Origin of the sequence: Microbacterium proteolyticum (genome assembly GCF_030818075.1) — a bacterium.
Lineage (GTDB): Bacteria > Actinomycetota > Actinomycetes > Actinomycetales > Microbacteriaceae > Microbacterium > Microbacterium proteolyticum_A.
On record NZ_JAUSZZ010000001.1, the window covers coordinates 516,896 to 541,954 of the forward strand.

At 71.0% G+C, this 25,059-nt stretch carries 22 protein-coding genes and 1 pseudogene; 8 read left to right on the forward strand and 15 right to left on the reverse strand.

Annotated elements, in window-relative coordinates:
- Positions 1-135: 135 nt before the first annotated feature.
- The 4 genes from QE392_RS02470 to hpxO all read left to right on the forward strand — a co-directional run bounded on the left by QE392_RS02470 (position 136) and on the right by hpxO (position 3,198).
- A complete protein-coding gene (locus QE392_RS02470) occupies positions 136-807 on the forward strand; it encodes a helix-turn-helix domain-containing protein (protein WP_307447386.1) in 672 nt (223 codons plus the stop codon).
- Between the two features lie 349 nt (positions 808-1,156).
- Complete coding sequence (uraD, locus tag QE392_RS02475; protein WP_307447388.1) at positions 1,157-1,684, forward strand: 2-oxo-4-hydroxy-4-carboxy-5-ureidoimidazoline decarboxylase; 528 nt, start codon at positions 1,157-1,159, stop codon at positions 1,682-1,684.
- Positions 1,681-2,001, forward strand: coding sequence for a hydroxyisourate hydrolase (gene uraH, locus QE392_RS02480; RefSeq protein ID WP_307447390.1), 321 nt, complete (start codon positions 1,681-1,683; stop codon positions 1,999-2,001). The genes uraD and uraH overlap by 4 nt, the downstream gene beginning before the upstream one ends.
- Positions 2,002-2,013: 12 nt before the next feature.
- Positions 2,014-3,198, forward strand: a complete 1,185-nt coding sequence (gene hpxO, locus QE392_RS02485; protein WP_307447393.1) for an FAD-dependent urate hydroxylase HpxO — start codon at positions 2,014-2,016, stop codon at positions 3,196-3,198.
- A 365-nt stretch (positions 3,199-3,563) separates the two neighbouring features.
- Here the strand turns inward: hpxO and QE392_RS02490 are convergent, their stop codons facing one another.
- Positions 3,564-4,136 (reverse strand): arsenate reductase/protein-tyrosine-phosphatase family protein, encoded by a 573-nt coding sequence (locus QE392_RS02490; protein ID WP_373426432.1) that lies wholly within the window; start codon positions 4,134-4,136, stop codon positions 3,564-3,566.
- A 229-nt stretch (positions 4,137-4,365) separates the two neighbouring features.
- Here QE392_RS02490 and QE392_RS02495 point away from each other — a divergent pair, with 229 nt between their 5' ends.
- A complete protein-coding gene (locus tag QE392_RS02495) occupies positions 4,366-4,629 on the forward strand; it encodes a DUF6458 family protein (RefSeq protein ID WP_307447400.1) in 264 nt (87 codons plus the stop codon).
- Positions 4,626-5,636, forward strand: coding sequence for a protein kinase domain-containing protein (locus QE392_RS02500; RefSeq protein ID WP_307447403.1), 1,011 nt, complete (start codon positions 4,626-4,628; stop codon positions 5,634-5,636). Before QE392_RS02495 ends, QE392_RS02500 begins: the two co-directional genes overlap by 4 nt.
- Before the next feature lie 10 nt (positions 5,637-5,646).
- Here QE392_RS02500 and QE392_RS02505 read toward each other — a convergent pair whose 3' ends face one another.
- From QE392_RS02505 to QE392_RS02520, 4 genes are all read right to left on the reverse strand, one after another.
- Positions 5,647-6,975: an APC family permease gene (locus tag QE392_RS02505; protein ID WP_307447407.1), complete on the reverse strand. Its 1,329-nt coding sequence runs from the start codon at positions 6,973-6,975 to the stop codon at positions 5,647-5,649.
- A 125-nt stretch (positions 6,976-7,100) separates the two neighbouring features.
- The gene (locus QE392_RS02510; protein ID WP_307447409.1) at positions 7,101-8,294 is read right to left on the reverse strand and encodes an MFS transporter; all 1,194 of its coding nucleotides are present in this window, start codon (positions 8,292-8,294) and stop codon (positions 7,101-7,103) included.
- Between the two features lie 28 nt (positions 8,295-8,322).
- Complete coding sequence (locus tag QE392_RS02515; RefSeq protein ID WP_307447411.1) at positions 8,323-9,567, reverse strand: PP2C family protein-serine/threonine phosphatase; 1,245 nt, start codon at positions 9,565-9,567, stop codon at positions 8,323-8,325.
- Positions 9,568-9,761: 194 nt separating this feature from the next.
- Positions 9,762-10,286, reverse strand: a complete 525-nt coding sequence (locus QE392_RS02520) for an adenine phosphoribosyltransferase (RefSeq protein ID WP_307447413.1) — start codon at positions 10,284-10,286, stop codon at positions 9,762-9,764.
- Positions 10,287-11,167: 881 nt separating this feature from the next.
- On the opposite strand from QE392_RS02520, the gene QE392_RS02525 reads away from it, so the two are divergent.
- Positions 11,168-12,847, forward strand: a complete 1,680-nt coding sequence (locus tag QE392_RS02525; protein ID WP_307447416.1) for a glycoside hydrolase family 13 protein — start codon at positions 11,168-11,170, stop codon at positions 12,845-12,847.
- A gap of 39 nt (positions 12,848-12,886) precedes the next feature.
- A complete protein-coding gene (locus QE392_RS02530) occupies positions 12,887-13,888 on the forward strand; it encodes a LacI family DNA-binding transcriptional regulator (protein WP_307447419.1) in 1,002 nt (333 codons plus the stop codon).
- Between the two features lie 180 nt (positions 13,889-14,068).
- Here QE392_RS02530 and QE392_RS02535 read toward each other — a convergent pair whose 3' ends face one another.
- The 10 genes and pseudogenes from QE392_RS02535 to QE392_RS02580 all read right to left on the reverse strand — a co-directional run bounded on the left by QE392_RS02535 (position 14,069) and on the right by QE392_RS02580 (position 24,457).
- Positions 14,069-15,103: a sugar-binding transcriptional regulator gene (locus tag QE392_RS02535; protein ID WP_307447422.1), complete on the reverse strand. Its 1,035-nt coding sequence runs from the start codon at positions 15,101-15,103 to the stop codon at positions 14,069-14,071.
- A 35-nt stretch (positions 15,104-15,138) separates the two neighbouring features.
- A pseudogene (gene ribB / locus QE392_RS02540) lies at positions 15,139-15,741 on the reverse strand (3,4-dihydroxy-2-butanone-4-phosphate synthase); the annotation flags it as partial.
- A gap of 90 nt (positions 15,742-15,831) precedes the next feature.
- Complete coding sequence (locus QE392_RS02545; protein WP_307447426.1) at positions 15,832-16,611, reverse strand: SDR family oxidoreductase; 780 nt, start codon at positions 16,609-16,611, stop codon at positions 15,832-15,834.
- A 33-nt stretch (positions 16,612-16,644) separates the two neighbouring features.
- Positions 16,645-18,141, reverse strand: a complete 1,497-nt coding sequence (locus tag QE392_RS02550; protein ID WP_307447428.1) for a sugar ABC transporter ATP-binding protein — start codon at positions 18,139-18,141, stop codon at positions 16,645-16,647.
- Between the two features lie 77 nt (positions 18,142-18,218).
- Complete coding sequence (locus tag QE392_RS02555) at positions 18,219-19,160, reverse strand: substrate-binding domain-containing protein (RefSeq protein WP_307447431.1); 942 nt, start codon at positions 19,158-19,160, stop codon at positions 18,219-18,221.
- A gap of 72 nt (positions 19,161-19,232) precedes the next feature.
- Positions 19,233-20,225 carry an ABC transporter permease gene (locus tag QE392_RS02560; RefSeq protein ID WP_307447434.1) on the reverse strand — a complete coding sequence of 331 codons (993 nt, stop codon included), beginning with the start codon at positions 20,223-20,225 and terminating at the stop codon, positions 19,233-19,235.
- 31 nt (positions 20,226-20,256) lie between these two features.
- Entirely contained in the window at positions 20,257-21,066 is an 810-nt protein-coding gene (locus tag QE392_RS02565; RefSeq protein ID WP_307447436.1) for an SDR family NAD(P)-dependent oxidoreductase, read from the reverse strand.
- A 31-nt stretch (positions 21,067-21,097) separates the two neighbouring features.
- On the reverse strand, positions 21,098-22,618 hold the full coding sequence (locus QE392_RS02570; protein WP_307447438.1) for an FGGY-family carbohydrate kinase: 1,521 nt from the start codon (positions 22,616-22,618) through the stop codon (positions 21,098-21,100).
- Positions 22,611-23,582: a transketolase family protein gene (locus tag QE392_RS02575; protein ID WP_307447441.1), complete on the reverse strand. Its 972-nt coding sequence runs from the start codon at positions 23,580-23,582 to the stop codon at positions 22,611-22,613. The genes QE392_RS02570 and QE392_RS02575 overlap by 8 nt, the downstream gene beginning before the upstream one ends.
- Positions 23,579-24,457, reverse strand: coding sequence for a transketolase (locus QE392_RS02580; protein ID WP_307447444.1), 879 nt, complete (start codon positions 24,455-24,457; stop codon positions 23,579-23,581). The genes QE392_RS02575 and QE392_RS02580 overlap by 4 nt, the downstream gene beginning before the upstream one ends.
- Between the last annotated feature and the right edge of the window lie 602 nt (positions 24,458-25,059).

Sequence of the window (25,059 nt, forward strand, 5' to 3'; positions counted from 1 at the left end):
GCCACGACGTGGAGTCCGCGGCCTGAGTGGTGCACGTATGTGAAGTTATTGGTTCACACGACCGCGGGGGTTTCGCGTTTGTAACGGGCATGTGAAGTCGATCCTTCACACCCCTCACGCTTCTAGACTCGGTGCATGTCGCACCCCCACCTCGCCGACGCCGTCGATCCGGATGCCGCCATCACCGACCCCGACGCGCGGTCCGCGCCTGCGGACGCCGGCAGCGCGGCATCCGACGCCACCACGTCCGTCGGCGCCCGCGTCCGCGACCTCCGCCAGGCCCGCGGTATCTCGGCCCGCGCGCTCGCCAAGACGTTGGGCATCTCCCCCAGCGCGGTGTCGCAGATCGAACGCGGGGTGATGCAGCCGAGCGTCTCGCGGCTCATCGCCATCACCGACGCCCTCGGCGTTCCGCTCGTCGCGGCCTTCGATCCGGCATCCGACCGCCCCACCGAGCCCGTCGGCCCTTCGGGCTTCACCCTGCAGCGCGCCGGGCAGTCGCCCGACATCGTGCTCGACAGCGGCGTCTCGTTCCGCCGCCTCACCCCCGGCACCTCCCCCGGCGTCGACTACTTCGAATCGATCTACCCGCCGGGAGCCGCCGCGCACGGCGCCGACGGGCTCTTCCACCACGAGGGGTACGAGGTCGGCACCGTCGTCGCGGGCGAACTCACCATCGACTTCGAGGCCGAGCGCGTCATCCTCCGGGCCGGCGACGCGATCAGCTACCCCTGCTCGGTCCCCCACCGCCTGCACAACACCGGCGACGTGGATGCCGTGGCGCACTGGCTGATCGTGCACGCCTGACGCCGGGGGCGGCGGCGGTCTCCCGCGCGGACGTGGCCCCGGGGCCACTTCCCGCGCCCCGGGGCCACCCGCGCACAAGGCCGGGCGGGCTCCCACGACCCCCCGCGCGGACGTGGCCCCGGGGCCACTTCCGGCGCCCCGGGGCCACCCGCGCACAAGGCCGGGCGGGCTCCGACGACCCCCCGCGCGGACGTGGCCCTGGGGCCACTTCCGGCGCCCCGGGGCCACTCCCGGCGCCCCCTCGCGGACGACCAGGCAGAGCCCCCACGCCGGCCCGAATGTTCCCCACAGCAACATCGCCGACACATCCCGCTACAGCGTCGTAACGCGCGCCGCCTAGCCTGGCGACATGCACCTGCAGCACTTCCACGCCCTCGACGAAGCGGATGCCGCAGCCGTGGCCCGCGTCTGGGCCGACATCCCGGGGTGGGTCGACGCCGTCGTCGCCGCCCGCCCCTACGCCGACGTCGACGCCCTCGCCGCCTACGCCGGCGACCTCGCCGCGGCCTGGTCGCCGCAGGACCTCGAGGCAGCGCTGCACGCCCACCCGCGCATCGGCGCGAAGGTGTCGGGCGACGGTGCCGAGGCCGCGGCATCCCGTCGCGAACAGGGCTCGATGGCCCACGCCGCCGATGACGACGTCGCCGCGATCGCCGCCGGCAACGCCCTGTACGAAGAGCGTTTCGGCCGCGTCTTCCTCATCCGGGCCGCCGGTCGCACCCCGGGCGAGATGCGCGCGGAGCTCGAGCGGCGTCTCGACAACGACCCCGACGCCGAGACCATCGAAGCCACACGTCAGCTCGCCGAGATCGCCCTGCTGCGCCTGCGCACGACCTTCGCCGACGACGCGCCCGCCGAGCCCGAGGACGCCGAATGACCCACGTCACCACGCACATCCTGGATGCCACGGCCGGCACGCCCGCCCCCGGAGTCGCCGTGACGCTGGCCCGACTGGGCGGCGACACGATCGTCGAGGCCGTCACCGATGCCGACGGGCGCCTCGCGCTCGGCCCCGACCGGCTCGACGACGGCGATTATTCGCTGACCTTCGCGACGGGCGCGTACTTCCGCTCGCGGGGCGTTTCGTCGTTCCACCCGATCGCGACGATCGCCTTCACCGTCTCGGGCGAGCAGCACCTGCACGTGCCGCTGCTGCTCAGCCCCTTCGCCTACTCGACCTACCGCGGCAGCTGAGGAGAACGCCCCATGAAGGTCATCGTCATCGGCGCCGGCGTCGGCGGCACCTCCGCTGCGCTCGCCCTGCAGAAACTCGGCCACGAGGTCGTCGTGTACGACCGCATGCGCGAGAACCGCCCGGTCGGCGCGGCGTTGTCGCTGTGGTCGAACGGCGTGAAGGTACTCAATTGGCTCGGCCTCGGACCGCAGGTCGCCGCTCTGGGCGGCCGCATGGACGACATGGCCTACTACGACGGCCACACCGGCGAGGAGCTCTGCCGCTTCAGCCTCGCCCCGGTGACGGAGCAGACGGGCCAGCGGCCCTACCCCGTCGCCCGCGCCGACCTGCAGCAGCTGATGATGGATGCCGTCGGCTCGACGCACATCCACCTCGGTAAGCAGGTGGTCTCCGTCGCGGACGACGGCGAGACGGTCACCGCCACCTTCGCCGACGGCTCCAGCGACACCGCCGACATGCTGATCGGCGCCGACGGAGCCCGCTCGATCGTGCGCGACTACGTCACCGAGCCCACCGGCATCCGGCCCGAACGCACCTACTCCGGCTACGTCAACTACAACGGCCTCGTCGCCGCCGACGAGCGCATCGGGCCGGTGGATCAGTGGACGACGTACGTCGGCGACGGCAAGCGCTGCGCCGTGATGCCGGTCGCCGGCGACCGCTTCTACTTCTTCGTCGACGTGCCCGGCCCCTCGGGCGTGGTCGAAGACCGCATGGCCGCGATGGAGCAGGCCTTCGGGTCGTGGGGCGCGCCCGGTGTGCGGGCGCTTCTCGACGGGATCGACCCCGACGAGTCGCTCAACCGGGTGGAGATCTGGGACATCGACCCGTTCGACACGTGGGTGCGGGGCCGCGTGGCGATCCTCGGTGACGCCGCGCACAACACCGCCCCCGACATCGGGCAGGGCGCGTGCTCGGCGCTCGAGGACAGCTTCGCCCTCGGCATCGTCTTCGCCACCGCCACGCTCGGCATCGAAGACTCGCTGAAGCGCTACGAGCGCATCCGCACCGAGCGGGCGGGCGATCTGGTGCTGCGCGCCCGCAAGCGCGCGCACGAGACGCACGCCTTCGACGTCGAGGCGACCCAGGCCTGGTACGACGGGCTGCGCCGCGAGGACGGCTCGGGCGTCATCCGCGGCATCGTCGGCAACATCGAGGGCAGCCCCGTCGAGCTCGGCGCGAGCGTGATGCGCTGAGGCGGAGCGCGCCTCCCGCGGCGCGTCGCGGAGCGCGCCTCCCGCGGCGCGTCGCGGAGCGCGCCTCCCGCGGCGCGTGGTGCTGTGGCGCACGTCCGGCGACCCCCATCCCGCCCGGTCCGCCGTCCGCCCGGTGCTGCCGCAACGGTGCGCTGCCCGCGCGGTCCCGCCGCAGCGGCGCAACCGCGACGGTGAGTCCGTCCGCGCGGTCCCGCCGCAGCGGCGAGCGAGCCCACGCCGTTCCAGGGCCGCGCGCGTCCGCGAAGGTCGAGCGGCCAGCGGGCCCACGCCGTTCCCGGGCCGCGCGCGCCCGCGAAGGTCGAGCGGCGAGCGGGCCCACGCAGGCCGAAGGAGCCCAGCCGGGCTCAGGCGACCGCGAGCTGGCGGGCCACCCGCGCGATGCGCGAACGCAGCTCCGCGACCGTGTCGTCGAAGTCCTCGGCGTTGCCGCTGCGCGCAGGGTCGCGGATCGACCAGTGCACGTCGTCGCGGCCGCCCAGCTTCTCGTGGGCGTGGTCGCACACGGTGATGAGGAAATCGCTCGACCGCGCGACCTCGTCGAGCGCGAGCGGGACCGCCGCCTCATCCAGGGGGATGCCGTGGCGACGTGCCGCGTCGACGGCGCCGGGGTTCACCCGGTCGGCGGGGTCGGTCCCCGCGGAGGCCACCGGGATCGAGCTGTGGGCAGCCCAGATGGCTCGAGCGAGCTGCGACCGCGCCGAGTTGGCGGTGCACACGAAGACGACCCGCCCGGCGACGGGTCTGGGCTCCAGGGCGAGCGTTGTGAAGGCGTCCGGGATGAGCTGGAGGTAGCTGCGTCGACCGTCCGACTCGGAGCGGATCCGCTGCGCGATCCCGCGCTCCCGCAAGACGTTGGCGTGGAAGGCGACGAGGTTGGACTTCATCCCGAGCGCGGACGCGATCTCGCTGGAAGACATGTCGCCGACGCTGAGCAGGTCAACGATACGGAGGCGACTCGGATCGCCGAGCGCGGCGAAGGCATCGGCCCGCCGCTGAAGATCGTCCATTATGCACCCCCCTCCGCCATCGTGCCATGGGTGAGCCCGACCCGGTTTAGCTCAGTAGCGTTTGAGCGACCACGACGGGGTGCGTCGCAGGACTCTGCCCCGAGCGGCCCCTGCCCCGCAGAGCTCGGAAGGACTTCTCATGGGAATCGGAAGCGGCATCGCCCTCTTCGTCATCGGCGCCATCCTGGCGTTCGCGGTCAACCTCGACCTCGGCGGCGTCGCCGATCTCACCCTCATCGGATACATCCTCATGGTGGCCGGTGCGGTTGTCTTCGTGCTCAGCCTGGTTTTCCTCCTCCGTCGCCGGTCGGTCGAGTCGACGACGCGCACCGCCGTCGACCCCGCGAACGGCGCACAGGTCACCACGCGTCGCACCCGCGACAACGGCGACACGGTCGTGTGACGGAGCCGACACTCCGAGATCGCAGCCGCGCAGCGCGGCGGGGAGCGGGCAGAGGCGCGTCGTCCATCCCGGTCCTCGGCGATGTCTTCGCGGGGCGATACCGGCTGCTCGAACCGATCGGAGCGCACGACCGCGGCCGACGCGTCTTCCGCGCGCGCGACGACATCCTTGCTCGCGACGTGGCCGTGGCCGTGTTCACCGTCGACGCCGCGCAGCCCCGGAGGCTGACGGGCGCCCGGACCCTCGCCGCGCTGGATCACCCGTCGCTGATCACTCTGTATGACGCCCAGATCACCGCCGACGGCAAGGCGTACGTGGTCATGGATTTCATCGGCGGGCCGTCACTCCGCCGGCTCGTCGAGCAGACCGGCCCGCTCGCCCCGGATGCGGCTGCCGCCGTCGTGTCGGACGTCGCCCGTGGCCTCGCCGCCATTCATCACCTCGGCATCGTGCACGGACGGGTCGCGTCGTCGAACGTGCTCCTGCGTCCTCGGCGCGACACGACGCGCCCCTTCGCGGCGGTCCTCACCGGCTTCGACATCACCCACCTGCGGGGTGAGGATCCGCACCCCGCGCGCGGGCGGGCGTACCTGACCCCGGAAGAGCTGCGCGGCGAAGCGGTGCGGTCCGCGTCCGACGTGTACGCGCTCGGGCTGCTGGCCCTCGAGGCGCTGACCGGCGAGCCTCCCCTGCGCGGCGGGCCCATCCAAGACCTCGTCCTCGCGCCGCTGGCCTACGACCCCGACATCCCCGACCGCTTCGGCACCGGCTGGCGCGCCCTGCTGACGGCGATGACCGACCCCGATCCGGGCGCACGGCCCACGGCCGCGGAGGTCGTCGATCTCGTCGCCGAGGTGCGCGAGGGCGGCGGTATGCCACGACGCGATCCGTCCTCGGCGGGGACGATCTCCGAGCCGGTTCCGGCGAGTCGAGCGGTCGATCTCCTGCGCGACACCTCCGCACGTCGGCGACCGGCGATCTGGACGTGGGTGACCCACTACCGGTAAGCACGCCTCGTCATCGGTCCGCGCGCCGATCCTCGCGGACACGTCCCCACCGCGCGAGGAGGTACAGGGCCACGCCGACCGCGAGCAGCACCGCCCCGAAGAGCCATACCGTCAGGCTCTGCTGACTCAGCAGCAGCAGACACGAGGCGATGCCGAGCACGGGGACGAAGGTCCACACGCGGAAGTGCTCGTGCTCGACCCGATCGCGACGCAGCACGAGCACCGAGATGTTCGCACTGAGGAAGACGAACAGCAGCAGGAGCACGACCGTCTCGGCGAGCAGGCTGAGATCGCCCACGAGGGTCAGCAGCATGGCGACCGCGGTCGTGGCGATGATCGCCACCCACGGCGTGCGCCGGCGGGGCAGGACGCGCGAGAGCACTCGCGGCAGCAGGCCCTGCTCGGCCATGCCGTAGGTGAGCCGACTGGCCATGATCATCGTCAGCAGCGCACCGTTGGCCACGGCGATCAAGGCGATCAGGCTGAACAACCACGACGGCACACCGACGCCGCTCGCCTCGACGACCGCGAGCAACGGCCCGCTCGACGCCGCGAGCTCGTCGGGCGGCAACGCGATGCTGCTGGCCAGACCCACGAGCACGTAGACGAGGCCGGCCGTCGCGAGGGCGGCGAAGAGCGCGCGCGGGTAGACCTTGGACGGCTCCGTGACCTCCTCGACCATGTTGGCCGAGGTCTCGAAGCCCACGAACGAGTAGTAGGCGATGACCGCCCCGGCCAGGACGGCGCCGGCGACACCGGTCCCCTCGGGCGGTTGCGCGACGCGCGCGAGGTCGCCGCCGTTCCCGCCGATCAGCACGCCCACGACCACGACGACGATGACGAGACCGCTGACCTCGATCACGGTCATCACCACGTTCGCACCCAGGGATTCGCGGATGCCACGGGCATTCAGCGCCGCGACGACGGCGAGGAAGACGATGGCCACCGGGACGACGGGCAGGTCGACGAAGGTCGAGAGGTACTCGCCCGCGAAGGCGATGGAGAGCCCCGCGGCGCTGGTGACCCCCGCCGCCAGCATGCTGAAGCCGATGAGGAACGACACCAGCGGGTTCTTGAACGCCCGTTCCGCGAAGACGGCCGCACCCCCTGCGCGCGGGTACTTCGTGACGAGCTCGGCGTACGAGCCGGCGGTCAGCAGCGCGAGCAGGAGGGCTGCGAGCAGAGGTGCCCACAGCATCCCGCCGACCCGCTCCGACAGGACCCCCATGAGGGCGTAGATCCCCGCCCCCAGCACGTCGCCGAGGATGAAGGCGAACAGCAGCGGACCGCCGATCCCACGCCGGAGGGTGGAGGGCTGATCGGAGGTCTCGGTGCTCATTCGGCCGACCGTAGGTCCGATCCGGGCGGTACCCGAAGCGGGTTGACGCGACGCCCGGCACAGTGCTGTCCGTCACCGGCGCGGACGGGTCGGCCCCAGGGCGCGCGCGTCGCCGCCGGTCGGCCTCACCCCTCGGTGGGCTTCGCCGTTGCGCCGTGCGCGTCGCGGGCAGCCAGCAGACCGCCCGCCGCGGCCGAGCCGGCCGCGACCACCGCCATCGCGCCGAGCGCGAGGGGCAGAGCGGATGCCGCGGCGACCGCGCCAACCAGGATCGGACCGCCCGCGTCGCCGATCTCGCGGCCCAGTTCGGCGCTGCCCATGGCGCGGCCCATCCGGTCCGCGGGCGTGGTGGCCGCCAGGCGGGCGAACCCGAGCGGCGTGATGATGCCGACACCGAGCCCGACCAGCACCGCAGCAGTCAGGAGCGACGGCAGCGACGGCGCGACCGCGACCAGCGCGAGGCCACCCACGAGAAGCACCGCGCCGGCCGTCATCGTGGGGCCGACGAGGTGTGCGGCCGAATCATGGATGCCGCCGACCCGCGGCTGCGCGACCGCGGAGACGACCGCGATGACGCTGACCACCCCCATCCCGACGACGGGGTTCACCCCGAGCTGCGCGGCGACGAGCGGGAAGAAGCCGACGGCGACCCCGAGGGTGGCCGTCGCCGTCGCGAGCAGGACCACCGGGCCGAGGAAGGCCGGGGCCGTGGATTGTCGGACCAGCTCCCGCACGGTGACCCGCTGCTTCGGCAGCACCGGCAGCGCGGGGATGCGCCAGGCGGTCAGGGCCGCGGCGGCCGCCGCGAGCACCGCCAGCGCCACGAACAGGGCGGGCAGACCGAGCCACAGGATGAGCACGCCGCCGAGGATCGGGCCGCCCGCGTAACCCAGGCTCTTCCACGATCCGTAGCGGCCGAAGGAGCGCCCCGCCTGCCCGGGCCCGACGAGCCGCGCCACCGCCGACGAGGATGCCGGGGAGAACGCCGCCGCCGCTCCGCCCTGCGCCAGACGGGCGACGGCCAGCAGCACGGGGCTCGCGGCGAACGCGCCCAGCACCGACGCCGCCGCGAACACCAGCAGACCGCCCACGATCACCGGCTTCGTGCCGATGCGGTCGCTCAGCGCGCCGAACAGCGGCTTGAGGATCACTTCGGCGATGTCGTACAGCGCGAGGATGAGTCCGAGCGCCCAGAACGTCAGTCCGATCTCGTCGGTCTCCGTCCCGAGGGCCGCGGCCACCCCGTGCGCCCCGAACGCGGTGGTGAACCCGGCGAGGTACAGCGGGCTCAAGCGGGGAGGCGGCGTCACCCGGCTCATCGTACGAGCCCCCGCGTCCGTGCCGTCCTCAGCGCGGCGACCAGGTGACGGCGAGCACCGTGACGTCGTCCTCCTGCTCTCCGGCTGCCGCGCGATCGACGAGGTCGGCCACAAGGGCGTCGATGTCGTCGTGCTGGTCGAGGAATCGGGCGTAGCTCTCCACCGAGTCCAGCGACCCTCCGAAGAGGTCGAGCACGCCGTCGCTCACGCTGACGAGGGTGTCGCCCGGCCCCAGCCGGGTGCGCGAGCTCGCCCAGCTCGCCCCCACACCGAGGGGCAGATGGCCCGACCGCAGGAACTCGGCGCTGCCGTCGGCCCGTTTCAGCACCGTCAGGCCGTGGCCGGCATCCACCCACGACAGGATGCCGTCGGCGTCGATGCGCGCGTGGAAGCACGTCGTGAACTGGGTGCCGATCAGGTCGGCGGGGCCGGTGCGCAGACCCACCGCGGTGCGGCAGAACGCCGCAGCCGGGTCGATGTCGTCGAGACTGCTGCGGATGACGGTGCGCACGGCCGCGGCGATCATGCCGGCGCCGACGCCCTTGCCCATGACGTCGCCGAGGGTAAAGGCGGCACCCCCCTCGGGCGTGGGGTACCAGTCGAAGAAGTCGCCGCCCACGGTCCGCGCCGGGACGCACGCCCCCGCGATGCGGAAGGCCGCCGGCAGCTCCGACCCGTCATCGGGTTGGAGCGAGCGCTGCACCAGGGCCGCCGCCGTCACCTCGGCCTCCGCGATGCGCCTCCGGTCCTGCGAAGACGTGAGTTTGCGCAGCGAGCGCCGCGACAGCTCGTTCACGACCGCACCGACGGCGGCGTACACCAGCATGGCGATGAGCAGGCGCACGAACTCGCTCGGCGTGATGCCGCGGTACTCGGACAACACGATCGGCAGCAGCAGCGTCGCGCACACGCCGGCCAGCGGCACGAGCACGCGCCAGCGGCCGGGACCGGCGGCGATCCAGATCACCGGGAGCACGATGATCGCGAGGAACACCGACTGACTGTCGCCCGTTCCGTAGCGCAGGAGACCGATCGCGAGGAAGTCGCCCAGGGGAACGACGATCTCCCACCGCCGCAGCATCGGCCAGCGGCCCATGGCGGCCGAGACTGCGAGGAGAACCAGCGCCAGCGCGACCCCCTGCCACATCCGCGCCGGATCGGTCACGAGCAGCCACGGCACCGCCGCGCTCGCCACGGCGGCCACGACCACGAGCGTGGCGACGAGCCCCTGCTTGGCCACGGCCTCCCACGACCGGTGGACCGCCGGGAACACGCGTGCCTCCCCCCTCGATGCATGGGCGCGCGTGCGCGGCAGTTGCTGTGTCACGCCATCAGTCAATCGAGCGACCGGCGCCGGGAGGGCGTTCTGTTCGCGAACCGCAACGCCGGTGACCCGGATGCGCAAGATCGGCGACGCTCTGCCGCGAGGATCGGGGACCGCGCCGAGACCGCGCGATGCGGCCGGGGTCAGACGTGGAACACCGCATGCACATCGCCGCCGAGCACCTCACGACCGCCGAGCGCATCGATCTCGAGCAGCACCGCCGTGCCCACCACCTCTGCGCCCAGGCGCGCCACCAGCTCGCGTCCGGCCTCCAGCGTGCCGCCGGTGGCGAGCACGTCGTCGAGCAGCAGCACGCGCGTGCCGGCGGGGAGGTCGTCGTGCATCTCGATCTCGGCCGTGCCGTACTCCAGCGCGTACGAGACGGTCGCCGCGGGGCGGGGCAGCTTCCCGGCCTTGCGGATGGGCACGAGCCCCTTCCCGGCCGCGATGGCCGCGGCACCGGCGAGGAGGAAGCCGCGCGCCTCGATGCCCGCGACGACGTCGAAGCGCCCCTCGAAGGGCTCGATGAGCGCGTCGATCGTGGTGCGCAACGCGGCGGCATCGGCCAGCAGGGGCGTGATGTCGCGGAAGACGATGCCCGGCTGCGGGTAGTCGGGGATGCTGCCGATCAGCGATTCGGCGCGGGCGAGGGCGGAGGCGTCGGGCACGGCCTCAGCCTAGCCGCCCCTCCCTCTCGTCCCCCAGGTCGCCGGCGACTCCTCCCCGACCGTCTCGACTCCTCCCCGACCGTCGGCGACTCCTCCCCCGTCGCGCCCCTCCCCCGGGCCGCCCCCCTGTCCCAGGACCGCCCCTCCCCTCTTCCCGCTGACTTCGGCCAAATGCACACGCACACCCACCCCGCGCGTACACACGGCGCAAGTCACCGCCGGATGCCAGCCCCCTCGCCCACGCCACCCCCCGCTGACTTCGGCCAAATGCACACGCGCACCCTCCCCGCGCGTACACACGGCGCACCTCACCGCCGGATGCCAGCCCCCTCGCCCACGCCCCCCCGCTGACTTCGGCCAAATGCACACGCGCACCCACCCCGCGCGTACACACGGCGCAAGTCACCGCCGCGCGCGACGTCGCCGCCACGCAACGCCGGCACGCCGGCATCCACGCCCCGCCCCGCCCGGGCCCACGCCCAGCTCCAGCTGACTTCGGCCAAATGCACACGCGCACCCACCCCGCGCGAACATACGGCGCAAGTCACCGCCGGGCGCGACGCCAGCGGCACGCCGCGCCGCGCGCGACGTCGCCGCCACGCAACGCCGGCACGCCGGCATCGACGCCCCGCCCGCCCGGGCCCACGCCCTGCCCGCCCGGACCCACGACCCGCCCGTCCAGGCCCACGCCCAGCTCCCGCTGACTTCGGCCAAATGCACACGCACACCCACCCCGCGCGTACATACGGCGCAAGTCACCGCCAAGGCGCGACGCCAGCGGCACGCCGCGCCGCGCCGCGCGCGACGTCGCCGCCGCGCGGCGCCGCGCCCGGACCCCCGCCACTTGACACCACTGCAAGCGCTTGCACTAACGTTGCCGCATGACTTTCACGCAGGAAGACGCGCGTACCGAACTCGCCTCGGCGCCCGGAGCGGAATGGTGGCGCACCGCCGTCATCTACCAGATCTACCCCCGCTCGTTCGCCGACGCGTCGGGCGACGGCCTGGGCGACCTCCCCGGCGTCACCGCGCACCTCGACGACCTGCAGACCCTCGGGGTGGATGCCATCTGGCTCAGCCCCTTCCAGACGTCGCCGCAGAAGGACGCGGGCTACGACGTCGCCGACTACCGCGATGTCGACCCGATCTTCGGCACCCTGGCCGACTTCGACACGATGCTCGCGGGCGCGCACGAGCGCGGCATCCGCGTGATCGTCGACCTCGTGCCGAACCACTCCAGCGATCAGCACGAGTGGTTCCAGCAGGCGCTGAAGGCCGCGCCGGGGAGCCCGGAGCGGGCCCGCTACATCTTCCGCGACGGCAAGGGCGCGAACGGCGAGCTGCCCCCCAACAACTGGGAGAGCGTGTTCGGCGGCGGAATGTGGACGCGCGTCACCGAGGCCGACGGCACGCCCGGCCAGTGGTACCTGCACATCTTCGACGAGAGCCAGCCCGACTTCGACTGGACCAACCCCGAGGTGCGCGCGGAGTTCCGCGACGTGCTGCGCTTCTGGCTCGACCGCGGGGTCGACGGCTTCCGCGTCGACGTCGCGCACGGCCTCATCAAGGCCGACGGACTGCCCGACTTCACGCCCGACCCCGAGGGCGGTTCCATGGGTGGCGACACCGCCGAAGTGCCGTACTGGGGCCAGGCCGGTGTGCACGAGGTGTGGCGCGAGTGGCACGAGGTGCTCGCCGCGTACGACGGCGATCGCGCGCTGTGCGCCGAGGCGTGGCTGCCGACGGTCGAGCAGACCGCGCTGTGGGTGCGTCCCGACGAGATGCACCAGGCGTTCAACTTCCACTACCTCGAGACGAAGTGGGATGCCGCAGCCCTGCGCGCCGTCATCACCGAATCGCTCGCGCAGTACGGCGCCGTCGGCGCCCCGAGCACGTGGGTGCTGTCGAACCACGACGTCGTGCGTCACGCGTCGCGTCTCGCGCTGACGGCCGAGAACCCGCAGGGCGCGGGCATCGGTCCGAAGTCGCCCGGCCAGCCCGACCCCGTCAAGGGGCTCCGCCGAGCCCGCGCGGCCACGTCGCTCATGCTCGCCCTTCCCGGCTCGTCGTACCTGTACCAGGGCGAAGAGCTCGGCCTGCCCGAGGTGATCGACCTGCCCGACGACGCCCGTCAGGACCCGACGTGGTTCCGCACGAACGGCGAGCGGTATGGCCGCGACGGATGCCGCGTGCCGCTGCCGTGGACCGCGGACGCCCCCGCGTACGGCTTCAACACCACCGGTGCGTCGTGGCTGCCCCAGCCCGCGGAGTGGGCCGAGCTGGCGCACGACGCGCAGGTCGACGACCCCTCCTCGACGCTCTCGCTGTACCAGGCGCTGCTCGCCGAGCGCCGCGAGCGCAACCTCGGCGCGGGCGGTCTCGAGTGGCTCGACGGGTACGGCGACGACGTGGTGGCGTTCCGCAACGGCACGCTGACCGTGATCGCGAACCTGGGCGACGCGGCTGTCGCGCTGCCGGCCGGCGAGGTTCTCGTGGCCAGCGGTCCGGTCGACGGCCACAGCCTTCCCACCGACACGACCGTCTGGATCGCCGCGGCCTGAGCCGCGGCATCCATCGCTCCACAGAGAACGAACGAGACCGTGGTCGGCATCGACGACGTCGCGCGCGCCGCGGGCGTGTCGACGGCCACGGTCTCGCGGGCGCTGAGCGGCCGCGGGCCGGTGTCGCGCGTGACCCGCGAGCGCGTGCTCGCGGCAGCCGATCGACTCGGCTACGTCGTGTCGGCGGCCGCGTCGAGCTTGGCGACCGGACGCACGCGGGCCGTCGGCGTCGTCGTGCCGTTCCTCGACCGGTGGTTCTTCAGCACCGTGCTCGCGGGCATCTCCGACGCGCTCGTGCGCCACGGCTACGACATCACCCTCTACAGCGTGAGCGCCGACGCCGGCGAGCGTCGGCGTGTGTTCGACGACCACCTGCGGCGCCGCCGCATCGACGCCGTCATCACCATCGCCCTGGAATCGGATGCCGAGGAATCGGCGTCTTTGCGAGGCCTCGGGGTGCCGATCGTCGCGATCGCCGGACCCAATCCCCTGCTGACGACCCTCACGGTCGACGACCTGGCGGTCGGCCGACTCGCGACCGCGCACCTGCTCGAACTCGGACACCGGCATCTCGCCCACATCGGAGCGGATGCCGTGGCGGATGCCGCGTCGTCGGTGCCGACGCTGCGGCGCCGCGGCTTCGAACAGTCGCTCGCCGAGGCGGGCGTCACCGCCGCCGAGGTGGAGCCAGCCGACTTCACCATCGACGGCGGGTCGGCGGCCGCGACGCGGGTGCTGTCGCGCGGCGAGCGCCCCACGGCTCTGTTCGCGGCATCCGACGAGATGGCGATCGGGGCCATCCTCGCCGCCCGCGCCTTGGGGTTGCGCGTCCCCGAGGATGTCTCGATCATCGGCGTCGACGGCCACGACCTCGGCCGCTGGTTCGGCCTGACGACGATCGACCAGTTCGCGCGCGGCCAAGGTGAACGCGCGGCCGAGGCGGTGCTCGATGCGCTCGACGGGCGCCCGCCCGCCCCCGGTCGGGGCACGCTGCCCTTCGAGCTGGTCGACCGCGGTTCCACCGCGCCCCTCGCGCACTGAGGCGGGGACCAGTCGCAGACGAGCGCATGTGCGACGTCACCCGGGAACCGCGGCGACCGAGGCGATCACCCGCGGCGGGCGGTCAGCGCGAGGTCGATGCCGTCGCGGGGACCGCCGCCGACGGGGAACGCTCGCGAAAAGGTGTTCGTCGGGGCGACCCACCATCGCCCCGACGAACGTTCATGCGGTGATCGGGTCCGGCTTTCGTGCCGGACCGCCGTCGCCCGCTGTCTCGGCGATGGGGTTGGCGACGAGCCACCGAGCGGTGGCGACGTCGGTGATGAGGACGTCGATCCACCGTCCGGCGAGGGAAGCGCGAATCGCCTCCCACTTCCTCTCGCCGCCGGCGACGCCGACCCGGCGCGGGATCCTGCGCATCTCGTCCGCGCTGATGCCGACGGTGCGGGTGCCGAAGTCCGTCTCGACGAGCCGGCCGGTGGCGTCGAAGAACTGCAGGCAGATGTCGCCCACCGCGCCGGCTTCGCTGAGCTTGGCGAGCTCGCCGGACGGCACCGCGTTGCCGGAATCCTTCAGCATCGGCGACGGGGCGATGCTGCCGATCCCCGCGACGAGGACCGTGAGCCTGCTCCATTCGTCGACGGCTTCACGAGAAGACGTGTCGGCGAGGATGGCGTCTCGCACGACTTCGCTGGCGACCACACCCGGGGCGGAGAAGAAGACGGGTACCGCTCCCGTCACCGCGGACAGACGTTCGACGAGGTGCGTCGCCTTCACCTGGATGGTGGGCGCGCCCAACCCGCCGAGAACCTGCACGATCACACTGGCGGTGCTGACGTTCTTCGGCACCATCTTGTCGACGGCGGCGAGCAGGGTCGACGACCACGACGAGATCCCGACCCGGTCGTGACCGGTGAGTGTCGTCTCGAAATAGGCGGCCGTCGCGCCGCTGATGGACGCGAGGATGGAGGCTTCGTCGTCGGACGCGCTGTCCGCGATCACGACGTCGGCGAGACCGTAGAGGTCTCGCACCTCGTCCTCGAGGTCGGAATGGACCGTGGGGGGTTGAACGACCACGGTGCGGACGATGCCCAACTCGACGGCCTCTTTCAGCAAGCGCGACACCCTGGACTGGGAGATGCTCAGTCGCCGGGCGATCTCCGGTTGACGGACGCCGCGCTCGTGATAAAGACGCGCCACTTTGGTGATGAGGGGCAGCCGGTCGGGCGAGACCCGCGTGGCCGAGACGCGTGCCATCAGACCGCTCCGATGCTGCTGCGGTCACCCGAGCGGTCTCGGAGGAACCTGATGAGATCGGCGACCGTGATGACCAGCACGTCGTCGCGCTGACCCAGCTCGAGCAGACCGGGCAGACGCATCATCTCGCCGTCCTCGGCGACGATCTCGGCGATACCGGCGACGGGGCGGAGTCCGGCGAGCATCATCAGATCGACGGCCGCTTCCGTGTGACCGTCGCGCTCGAGCACGCCGCCCTCGACGGCCCTCAGCGGGAGGATATGGCCGGGCCGGGTGAGGTGAGCCGCTTTCGTCCCCTCGTCGGCGAGCAGGCGCAGCGTGTGGGCGCGATCCGTGGCGCTGATGCCCGTCGCGAGTCGGTCAGCGGCATCGACGGTCACGGTGTAGGCGGTTCCGCGGGGGTCCTCGTTGTTCGCCACCATGGGCGGGAGGTCCAGTTCGTCGGCGATGGCGTGCGTGAGCGGTGCGCAGATGAAGCCGGAGCTGACTCGCACCGTCCACGCCACCACATCGCGGGTGACGAGTTCCGCGGAGAAGACGATGTCGCCCTCGTTCTCGCGGTCCTCGTCATCCGCGACGATCACTGCCCGCCCGGCTCGGAGAGCCGCGACGGCTTCGGGAATGGTGGCAAGTGCCATGGGAGAACGACCTCTCGATTCGGTGGTCCTCTGATTATCCATTCAGTTCTGGCGCACCGTTCATTCGTTTCGCAGTGGGTCGGCGCCTGCTCACCAGATGGTGAAGCCGCCGTCGACGACGAGGTCGTGCCCGGTGAGGAACGACGCAGCGGGAGAGAGCAGGAACACGGCGGGGCCGGCCATCTCCTCGGGCTGGGCCGTGCGCTGCATCGGCGTCTCCGACGCGAAGACGGCCACCTGCTCGGCGACTTCGGGGCGGCTGTTCATCGGCGTCATGGTGTACCCGGGGCTGAGGGCGTTCACGCGCACGCCCCGCGTCGCCCATTCCGCGGCGAGCGACTTCGAGAGATGGATCACCGCTGCTTTGGCGCTGTTGTAGTGCGCCTGCGTCAATCCTCGGTTGGCGATGGATCCGGACATCGACGCGATGTTGACGATGGACCCTTCACCGTGCGCGAGCATGGCCCGCGCCTCGGCCTGGCAGGAGATGAAGACGCCCGTGACGTCGATGTCGTACAGGCGCTTCCACATCGACAGTTCCATGTCTTCTGCGGGGGCGGCGTTCGCGATGCCCGCGGCGTTCACGGCGAGCGTCAGAGGTCCCAGCTCGTCTTCGATCTTGCGCACGGCGGCGGCCATCGAGTCCGGGTCCGTGACGTCGGCGGGGGCGGCGATGGCACGTCCGCCGGATGCCTCGATCGCGGAGATGGTCGCGGAGAAGTCTGCTGAGGGGAGGTCGACCAGTCCGACAGCCGCGCCGTACTCGGCGGCGACGATGGCGATGGCTTGGCCGATCCCGCTGGCCCCACCCGTGACGAGGGCGGTCTTCCCGTCCAGCGCGAAAGTGACGCCGGGGTAGTGCGTGGTCATGTGTGTACTCCGTTCGATGAGAAGACGTAAGGGTCAGCGAGTGGCGAGCGCCATCACCGCGTTGGCGGTCGCGTCCTCGCTGGGGAGGATTCCCTGGTTGCGGCCGCGAGCGAGCACCATGACTCGGCTCGCGAGCCCCAGGACTTCGTCGAGGTCGCTGCTGACGACGATGACGGCTGTTCCCCGGGCCGCGAGGTCGCGGATGACGTCGTAGATGGCGGCGCGCGCACCCACGTCGATGCCTCGAGTCGGCTCGTCGAGAATGACGACCTTGGGATCGCGAGCCAGCCACTTGCCGATGACGATCTTCTGCTGATTGCCACCGGACATCGAGGATGCGGGGAGGGCGAGCTGGCCTTTCACCCTCATCTGTTTCATGATCTCGTCGGTGAACGCCCGGACCCGCTTCGGGGCGATGGTTCCGAGCGCGCCGCGCACCCGGTCCATGTTCGGCAGGACGAGATTCTCCTCGATGCTCTGCGAGAGGATGACACCCTGATGCTTGCGGTCCTCGGGGATGAGGACGATGCCCTGGGCGATGGCATCCTTGGGGCGTTCGGGGCGCAGGGGAACACCGTCGAGCTCGATGCGTCCCGAGGACACGCCGTCCGCGCCGCCGATGGCACGCACGAGCTCGGTTCGCCCGGCCCCCACGATGCCCGCGATGCCGAAGACCTCTCCCTTGTGGACCTGGAAACTGACGTTCTCGAAGCGTCCGTTGCTGCCGGTGAGGCCCTCCACCGTGAGCGCGACCTCAGGGCGGTGCGCGGGCATGTCGGGGAACAGTCGATCGACCGAGCGTCCAACCATCTGCGCGACGAGCTCGTCGGGGTGGACGGTGGCCTCGGCATGCTCGGCGATCTTCTGGCCGTCCCGCAGCACCACGATGCGGTCCGCGATGACCGCGATCTCGGCGAGTCGGTGGCTCACGTAGATGAACGACACTCCCTCTTCCCGGAGCGACTTCACGGTCTCGAAAAGGGCGTCCGTCTCCGCCTGGCCCAGGGCGGCGGTCGGCTCGTCGAGGATGAGAAGGCGCGCATCCAGCGTCAGCGCCTTCGCGATCTCGACCTGTTGCGCGCCCGCGACGCTGAGGTCGCGGGCGAGCAGGTCCATCGAGCCCTGGAAACCGAGCCGGCGCAGGTGCTTCTCTGCGACGCGCTTCATCTCAGCGGTGTTGACGAACCCGCTTCGCGTCGGCCACCGACCGATGACGACGTTCTCGGCGACGGTCAGGTCAGGCAGCAGGCGGGTCTCTTGATGGATGAGGCCGATCCCCACGCGGATGGCCTCGGCGGGGCTCGCGGGGGCGTAGGGCTCGCCCTGCCAGGTCATCGAGCCGGTGGTCGGGGTGGTGACGCCGGCGATGATCGACGACAGCGTCGATTTGCCGGCTCCGTTCTCGCCGAGGAGGGCGACGACTTCGCCCGGGTGGATACGCAGGTCGACGTCGACGAGCGCCTTGGTGCCGGGGTAGATCTTGGAGACGCCAGTGACGACCAGGTCCCGATCTGTGTCTTCGATGGGCATGTCCTTCTCCAATGCACGCGCAGGGGAATGGTGAGGGGAGGGTCCCCGGGCCGGTGTCGGCCCGGGGACCCCACCGGTCACGGGTGGGTTTCGATGAACGGCTCGACGTTCTCGGGCGTGGTGAGCACGCCCTCCTGCAGCTGCTCAGCGGGCAGCTCCTCGCCGTCGATGAGCTTGACCGCCGACTGCACGGCGAGCTTGCCCATCCCCTGCGTCGGCTGCGTGATGGTCGCGGCGAGGTTGCCGTCCCGGACGGCCTCGAGGCCGGCGACGTCACCGTCGAACCCGACGACGAGAACGTCGACGCCGGCGGCGCGAGCCGCCGCAGACGCGCCGAGCGCGAGCGCATCGGCCTGACCGAAGAACACGCTGATGTCGGGGTTGGACTGCAGCATGTCGGTGGCGATGTCGTAGCCCTCGTCCTGCGCCCACTGCGCCGACGCCTGCTCGGCCACGATCTTCAGGTCGGATCCTTCGAGCGCGGCGGTGAAGCCTTCCTCGCGGGCGACCTGCGGGGTGGTGCCGATCTGACCCTGCACGACGCCGACGTTCCCGGTGCCGCCTGTCTGTTCGACGACCCACTCGCCCAGAGCCTGCGCGGCCGCGACGCTGTCGGTGGCGATGAAGGTGTCTCCCGGTGCCCCCTCGGGGTTGCGGTCGACGGTGACGATGGGGATGCCGGCATCCTTCGCCGCGCGGACGGGCACGGTGGCCGCGGTCGCACCCGCGGGGATGTAGATGATGGCGTCGACGTTCTGGGTGATGAAGTCCTGGATCTGGCTGACCTGGGTGTCGGAGTCGCCCTTGGCATCCGACACGATGACCTCGACACCTTCGGCCGCGGCCTCGGCTTCGACCGACTGGCGGATCTGGTTGAAGAAGTCGGCCTGCAGGTTGGCGACGGCCAGACCGATGGTCTTCTGGCCGTCGTCACCCCCGCCGATGCCGGAGGACGAGCAGGCGGTGAGGGATGCGGCGATGACAACCGCCGTGACACCCGCTGCGATCTTGCGAAGCATTCTTTCCTCTTTCTTTGTGCCGGTTCACCTTCTTCGGTGCACCGGTGCTTTCCGATGGTGTGGGGAGGGGACTCAGGCGCGCCGGCGGCGCAGGACGTCGGCCATCACGGCGACGGCGATGACCAGACCGATGACGATCTGCTGGAGGAAGGGCGAGACGCCGAGGAGGTTCAGTCCGTTGCGGAGGAAACCGATGATCAGGACGCCGATGATGGTGCCGGTGATCTTCCCCGACCCGCCGGTGAGGCTCGCGCCGCCGATCACGACGGCGGCGATGACGTCCAGCTCGTAGCCGGTTCCGGCGGTCGGCTGGGAGGAGTCGAGCCTGCTGGCGAGGATGATGCCGCCCACGCCGGCGAGGGCTCCCGCGGTGACGTACACCCAGGTGGTGGCGCGCTTGACGGGGATTCCCGACAGACGAGCGACCTCGGAGCTGCCGCCGATGGCGTAGATGGAGCGGCCCCCGGTGCGGTACTTCAGGTACGCCCACGTCAGGGCGTAGAGCAGGACCGCGACGATGATGGTCACGGAGAAAAAGCCGAGGAACCGGTCGGCGGACAGGTTGAAGAACCACTCCGGGTACCCGACGATCTGCTGACCGTCCGTGATGATGTTCGCCAGCCCTCGGGCGACGGACATCATCGCGAGGGTGGCGATGAAGGGTGGGAGCATCGCTCTGGTCACGCCGAGACCGTTGATCAAGCCGGCCGCGGCGCCGACGGCGACCGCCGCCAGCATGGCGAGGGGCAGCGGCCACCCCCCATCGTGCGACAGCCAGCCGAGCACCATGGTGGACAGACCCAGGATGGCGCCCACGGACAGGTCGATTCCGCCGGTGATGATGACGAGGGTCGCGCCGATGGCGAGGACACCGAGGACGGTGACCTGGTCGACGACGTTCACGAAGTTGCGGACCGTGAAGAAGTTGGGCGCGAAGATCGACAGGATGACGAAGAGACCGATGAGGCCGATCAGGCTGCCGCCGCTCCCGTGGAGGTAGGTCGCGAGGGAGCGCTTCGTCGTCGGCGTCGCCGACGTGGGAGGTTGTGCGATGGCTGAGGTCATTTCATGCTCCGTTGGATGATCGATTCGTGGGTCAGTTCATGAACATGCCGCCGTCGATGTTGACGGCTTGTCCGGTGATGTACTCGGCGGCGTCGGACGCCAGGAAGAGCAGCAGGTTGGCGATGTCCTTCGCCTCCGCGGGTCGTTTCAGGGGGATCGCGTCGATCCATTCCCGGATGAGCTCGCCCGGGGCGTAGTGGCCGAGCCGGCGGCCCCATTCGCGATCGTTGTAGTCCCACATGTCGGTCTGGACGATTCCGGGGCAGTACGCGTTGACCCGGATGCCGTCCTTCGCGAGCTCCTTCGCGAGCGACTGCGTGAGGCCGATCACGCCGAACTTGCTGGCGGCGTAGTGGGGGGTGAAGATGAACCCCTGCCGCGCCTGCCCCGACGCGGCGTTCAGGATGACTCCGGAACGGCTGCGGCGAAGCAGCGGCGCCGCCTCCCGGCATCCGAGGAACATCGCCGTGGTGTTGACCGCGAGAACCCGCTGGAAATCGTCGAGGGAAAGGTCGTCGAGGTCGGAGATCGTGATGATGCCGGCGTTGTTGACCAGGACGTCGAGCGAGCTCCACCGCTCGTCCGCTTCGGCGAAGACGCCGCGCATGGCCGCCTCGTCGGTGACGTCGGCGCGGATGCCGTGAGCGTCGAGCCCATCGGCCCGCAGCTGTTCGGCGGCATCCTCCACGACGGCGTCGCGGTCCACGAGCAGCACCGAGGCGCCGCTCTCCGCGAACGCGCGTCCCACCGCCAAACCGATACCGCGACCGGCGCCGGTGATGACGGCGCTTCTTCCGGCGAAGTGCCCGGCGTACATCGGGGACGCCACAGTGGTGGTCATTGCGTGCTCCTTCGCAAGCAGGACGAGGGGATCAGATGAGGGTGGAGGGTTCGCTGACGCGGGGGGTGTCGACACCCAAGGAGCGCCCCAGAGCGTCCAGCCAGGTGTGCCGGCGTTCCTCCGCGGCCGCCGGTCCGGCGTTCGGGGTGAAGGCGGTGATGGCGGGACGGATCTCGTCGAGCCGTTCGTCGGTCCAGAGGCCCGCGGCGAGGCCCGCCATGTGCGCCACCCCCAGCCCGGACAGCGCCGGGTTGTCGGGACGCATGACCGCGCGCTCGCTCGTGTCGGCCTGCAGCTGCATCAACCAGTCGTTGCGTGCGGGACCGCCGTCGACCAGGAGAGCGTCGATGGCCGTGCCCGTGATCGATTCCGCCGCCTTGGCGACGTCCTCGATCTGCAGGGTGATGGAGTCGAAGGCGGCGCGGGCGACGTGGGCCGGAGTCGTGCCGAGATCGAAGCCGCTGATGACGGCTTTCGCCGACGGGTTCCACCACGGTGCTCCGATGCCCGCGAACGCGGGCACCAGCGCGACGCCGGCGGCATCCGGAACCGTGCGCGCGAGCTTGTCGAGCTCGTCGACGTCGCAGGCGAACAGTCGCGACAACCACAGCACGGTCGCACCCGTCGACAGCACGTTCCCCTCGAAGGCCCGCGCCACGTGCCCTCCCCGTGACCACGCGATGGTTTCGACCAGCGCGGTCGAGTTCCACTCATCGCCGCCGGTGTCCGAGAGGCCCATGATCGACGACCCGGTGCCGTAGGTGACCTTGACCGACCCGGGACGGCGCGCACCGTGAGCGAACAGCGCCGAGTGCGAGTCTCCGAGGACGGCGTTGATGCGAACATCGGCACGCAGTCCCCGGATGCCGGCCACCGGCCGCGACGCCTCGTCCGACGCGGCGATACGGGGCAGCGCCTCCGCGGGGATGTTGAACAGCGTCAGGAGCCCGTCGTCCCAGCGGCCCGTCCGGATGTCGAGCAGCTGGGTCCGGCTGGCGTTGCCGATCTCGATGCGGTGCTCGCCGGTCAGCCGGAACATCACCCACGAGTCGACGGTGCCGAGAGCGATCTCACCTCGTGCACAGCGCGAACGATCCGGGTCGATCTCGTCGAGCAGCCAGGAGAACTTCAGAGCGGAGAACATCGGATCGAGCGGAAGGCCGGATGTCCGACGCACCCACTCCCCGTGGTCGTCTGCGGTGAAGCGGCGCGCCGTGTCGGCGGTACGCCGGTCCTGCCACCCGATGACGGCGCTCAGCGCCTCACCGGTCCGGGGGTTCCACGCGACAGCGGACTCGCGCTGGTTGGACAGACCGATCGTCGCGACGCGGTCGCCCATCCGCCCGGCGATCATCTCGAGCGTGCGGCGCACGCTGTCGAAGATCTCCTCCGCGTCCTGCTCCACCCAGCCCGGAGCCGGGTGGAGCTGACGCAGCTCGATGAGCGCCGAGTCGACGATGTCGCCGGCGAGGTCGACCGCCAGAGTCTTCGTCGAGCTGGTCCCTTGGTCGATCGCGACGACCACGGCGTCGTCGCGGAGAAGCTCACCCATCGCTCAGAGCGTCCTCGGCCGCGTCCCGGATGTGAGCGGCGGTGAGACCGAAGTGGTCGAGGAGCCACGCGGTGTTGCCCGTCGGAGCGAATTCCGAAAGCCCGAGGATGCGCACCGGAGGTCGCGAACCGGCCGGCAGCTGCGAGACCACGGAGGCGACCGCCGCGCCCAGGCCACCGGCGACATTGGCCTCTTCGGCGGTGACGATGGCGCGTGTCTGCCCGGCTGCGGCCGTGATGGCGTCGATGTCCAGCGGGGCGAGGTAGGCGGCGTTGAGCACGCGAACCGACAAACCGCTCTCCGCGAGCGCATCCGCGGCTTCCAGGGCGCGCGAGACGGTGGTTCCGGTACCGATGAGGGTGACGTCGCTGCCGTCGCGCACGGTCTGGAACGTGCCGCGTTCGAGACCCGAGGAGTCGGACGAGACGTCCGGCACCTTGAACCGGCCGACGCGGATGTAGGTCGGGCGCGGGTTCTCGACGGCCTGCCGAACGGCGAGACGGGTCTGGTGTCGGTCGGCCGGGACGACGATGTCGAGCCCCGGAAGGGCGCGGAGCCAGCTGAGGTCTTCGACCGAGTGGTGGGTCGGGCCGAGCTCGCCGTACGCCATGCCCGGTGACATGCCGCAGAGGATGACGTTGTGCTGACTGTAGGCGACGTCGGCCTTGACCTGCTCGAGTGCGCGTCCGGTGAGGAAGGGACCCGCAGCGCAGACGAAGGGGATGTACCCGGCGCTGGCGAGGCCGGCCCCGACGCCGACCATGTTCTGCTCGGCGATACCGACGTTGATCAGGCGGTCGGGGAATTCGGACTTGAACGCACCGAGGTTCGACGATCCGACGGAGTCGTTGCAGACGGCGACGATGCGCTCGTCGGTACGCGCGAGCTCGACGAGCTCCTCAGCGAAAGCGGTGCGGTTGTCGTATTCGGCGACCGTCGTGCTCGAGGCGACTTCTCTGCTCATGCCAGTTCCTCCATTGCCAGGGCGACCTGCTCGGCCGACGGGACCTTGTGGTGCCACTCGACGCGGTCTTCGATGAACGACACACCCTTGCCCTTGATCGTGTTGGCGATCACGGCGACGGGTTTGCCGGTGCTCGACGGCGCGAACGCGCCGAGGAGCTGGTCGTAGTCGTGCCCGTCGACGCTGCGCAGTTCGAATCCGAAGGCGAGCAGCTTCTCGTCGAGGGGGTCGAGCGAGGACGTGTCCTCGGTGCGCGCGCCCTGCTGGAGCCTGTTGCGGTCGACGATGGCGGTGAGGTTGTCCAGGCCGTAGTGGGCTGCCGTCATCAGCGCCTCCCAGTTGCTGCCTTCCTGCATCTCGCCGTCGCCCATCACGGCGAACACCCGCGCTCCGTTGCCGGCGAGCTTGGCGGCGAGGGCTTGACCGACGGCGACGGGAAGGCCGTGTCCGAGGGGGCCGGTGTTCGTCTCGACGCCGGGCACCTTGTTGCGGTTCGGGTGGCCGTTGAGGGCGGAGTCCGCGTCCATGAACGTGCTCAACGCTGAGGCGGGGAAGTAGCCGGCGCTGGCGAGTGTGACGTACAGAGCGGCGGCGCAGTGCCCCTTGCTCAGGATGAACCTGTCGCGGCCTTCCAGGTCGGGGGTGGCCGGGTCGATGCGCAGCACGGCGTTGTACAGGACGGTGAGGATGTCCGTCACCGAGAGGTCGCCGCCGATGTGCCCCTGGCCGGCCTTGTCGATCATCTTGATGATCTCTCGGCGGGTGGCTTTGGCCCGATCGGTCAGGAGCGCGTCGCGTTCGACGGCGTCGGCCCCTGCCACAGCTGAGGTCAGTTCGCGCCATTGCTCGACCTGACGAGTGTCCGTTGTTAGCATCGTTGCATACCTAGTCAGTAGTGGTCTGTTATGTGGTTTCACAGTACACGACCACCTGAGACGCAGGAACACTTCGGCGAAAACTGGGCGGAATTCCTGGCAGAGGCACATTTCAGGCAGCTGATTGCTCAATCATGTAGCGACATCGGGCGCGTTCTGCCTCCAGTTGACGGATTTTCCTCCGCGCTGAGAACACGCGTCCGCGGCGCGACGGCGGTCCCGCGGGCGCAGAGCGCGCCCGTCGCGGATGGGCCCGAAAACGCACAGCGGAGCGGCGGCGTCCGACGCTCGCGCCGGCGTCGAATGCGCATTCACGCGGCCCCGCCCACTCAGACACGGGCCACCTCACCGCATCAGGCACGCGGCCCCGCCCACTCGGACACGGGCCACCTCACCGCATCAGGCGCGCGGCAGCGTCCGCTCGGACACGGGCCACCTCACCGCATCAGGCACGCGGCCCCGCCCACTCGGACACGGGCCACCTCACCGCATCAGGCGCGCGGCCCCGCCCACTCGGACACGGGCCGCCCCTCCGCGTCAGGCGCGCGGCATCGCCCGCCCGGACACGGGCCACCCTCCGCGTCAGGCGCGGGGCCGCGCTC

Bases quoted from the DNA above. Each gene is read 5' to 3' on its own strand.
- QE392_RS02470 (WP_307447386.1), top strand. From the start codon at position 136: ATGTCGCACCCCCACCTCGCCGACGCCGTCGATCCGGATGCCGCCATC.
- uraD (WP_307447388.1), top strand. From the start codon at position 1,157: ATGCACCTGCAGCACTTCCACGCCCTCGACGAAGCGGATGCCGCAGCC.
- uraH (WP_307447390.1), top strand. From the start codon at position 1,681: ATGACCCACGTCACCACGCACATCCTGGATGCCACGGCCGGCACGCCC.
- hpxO (WP_307447393.1), top strand. From the start codon at position 2,014: ATGAAGGTCATCGTCATCGGCGCCGGCGTCGGCGGCACCTCCGCTGCG.
- QE392_RS02490 (WP_373426432.1), bottom strand. From the start codon at position 4,136: ATGTCTTCCAGCGAGATCGCGTCCGCGCTCGGGATGAAGTCCAACCTC.
- QE392_RS02495 (WP_307447400.1), top strand. From the start codon at position 4,366: ATGGGAATCGGAAGCGGCATCGCCCTCTTCGTCATCGGCGCCATCCTG.
- QE392_RS02505 (WP_307447407.1), bottom strand. From the start codon at position 6,975: ATGAGCACCGAGACCTCCGATCAGCCCTCCACCCTCCGGCGTGGGATC.
- QE392_RS02510 (WP_307447409.1), bottom strand. From the start codon at position 8,294: ATGAGCCGGGTGACGCCGCCTCCCCGCTTGAGCCCGCTGTACCTCGCC.
- QE392_RS02525 (WP_307447416.1), top strand. From the start codon at position 11,168: ATGACTTTCACGCAGGAAGACGCGCGTACCGAACTCGCCTCGGCGCCC.
- QE392_RS02535 (WP_307447422.1), bottom strand. From the start codon at position 15,103: ATGGCACGCGTCTCGGCCACGCGGGTCTCGCCCGACCGGCTGCCCCTC.
- QE392_RS02545 (WP_307447426.1), bottom strand. From the start codon at position 16,611: ATGACCACGCACTACCCCGGCGTCACTTTCGCGCTGGACGGGAAGACC.
- QE392_RS02550 (WP_307447428.1), bottom strand. From the start codon at position 18,141: ATGCCCATCGAAGACACAGATCGGGACCTGGTCGTCACTGGCGTCTCC.
- QE392_RS02555 (WP_307447431.1), bottom strand. From the start codon at position 19,160: ATGCTTCGCAAGATCGCAGCGGGTGTCACGGCGGTTGTCATCGCCGCA.
- QE392_RS02560 (WP_307447434.1), bottom strand. From the start codon at position 20,225: ATGACCTCAGCCATCGCACAACCTCCCACGTCGGCGACGCCGACGACG.
- QE392_RS02565 (WP_307447436.1), bottom strand. From the start codon at position 21,066: ATGACCACCACTGTGGCGTCCCCGATGTACGCCGGGCACTTCGCCGGA.
- QE392_RS02570 (WP_307447438.1), bottom strand. From the start codon at position 22,618: ATGGGTGAGCTTCTCCGCGACGACGCCGTGGTCGTCGCGATCGACCAA.
- QE392_RS02575 (WP_307447441.1), bottom strand. From the start codon at position 23,582: ATGAGCAGAGAAGTCGCCTCGAGCACGACGGTCGCCGAATACGACAAC.
- QE392_RS02580 (WP_307447444.1), bottom strand. From the start codon at position 24,457: ATGCTAACAACGGACACTCGTCAGGTCGAGCAATGGCGCGAACTGACC.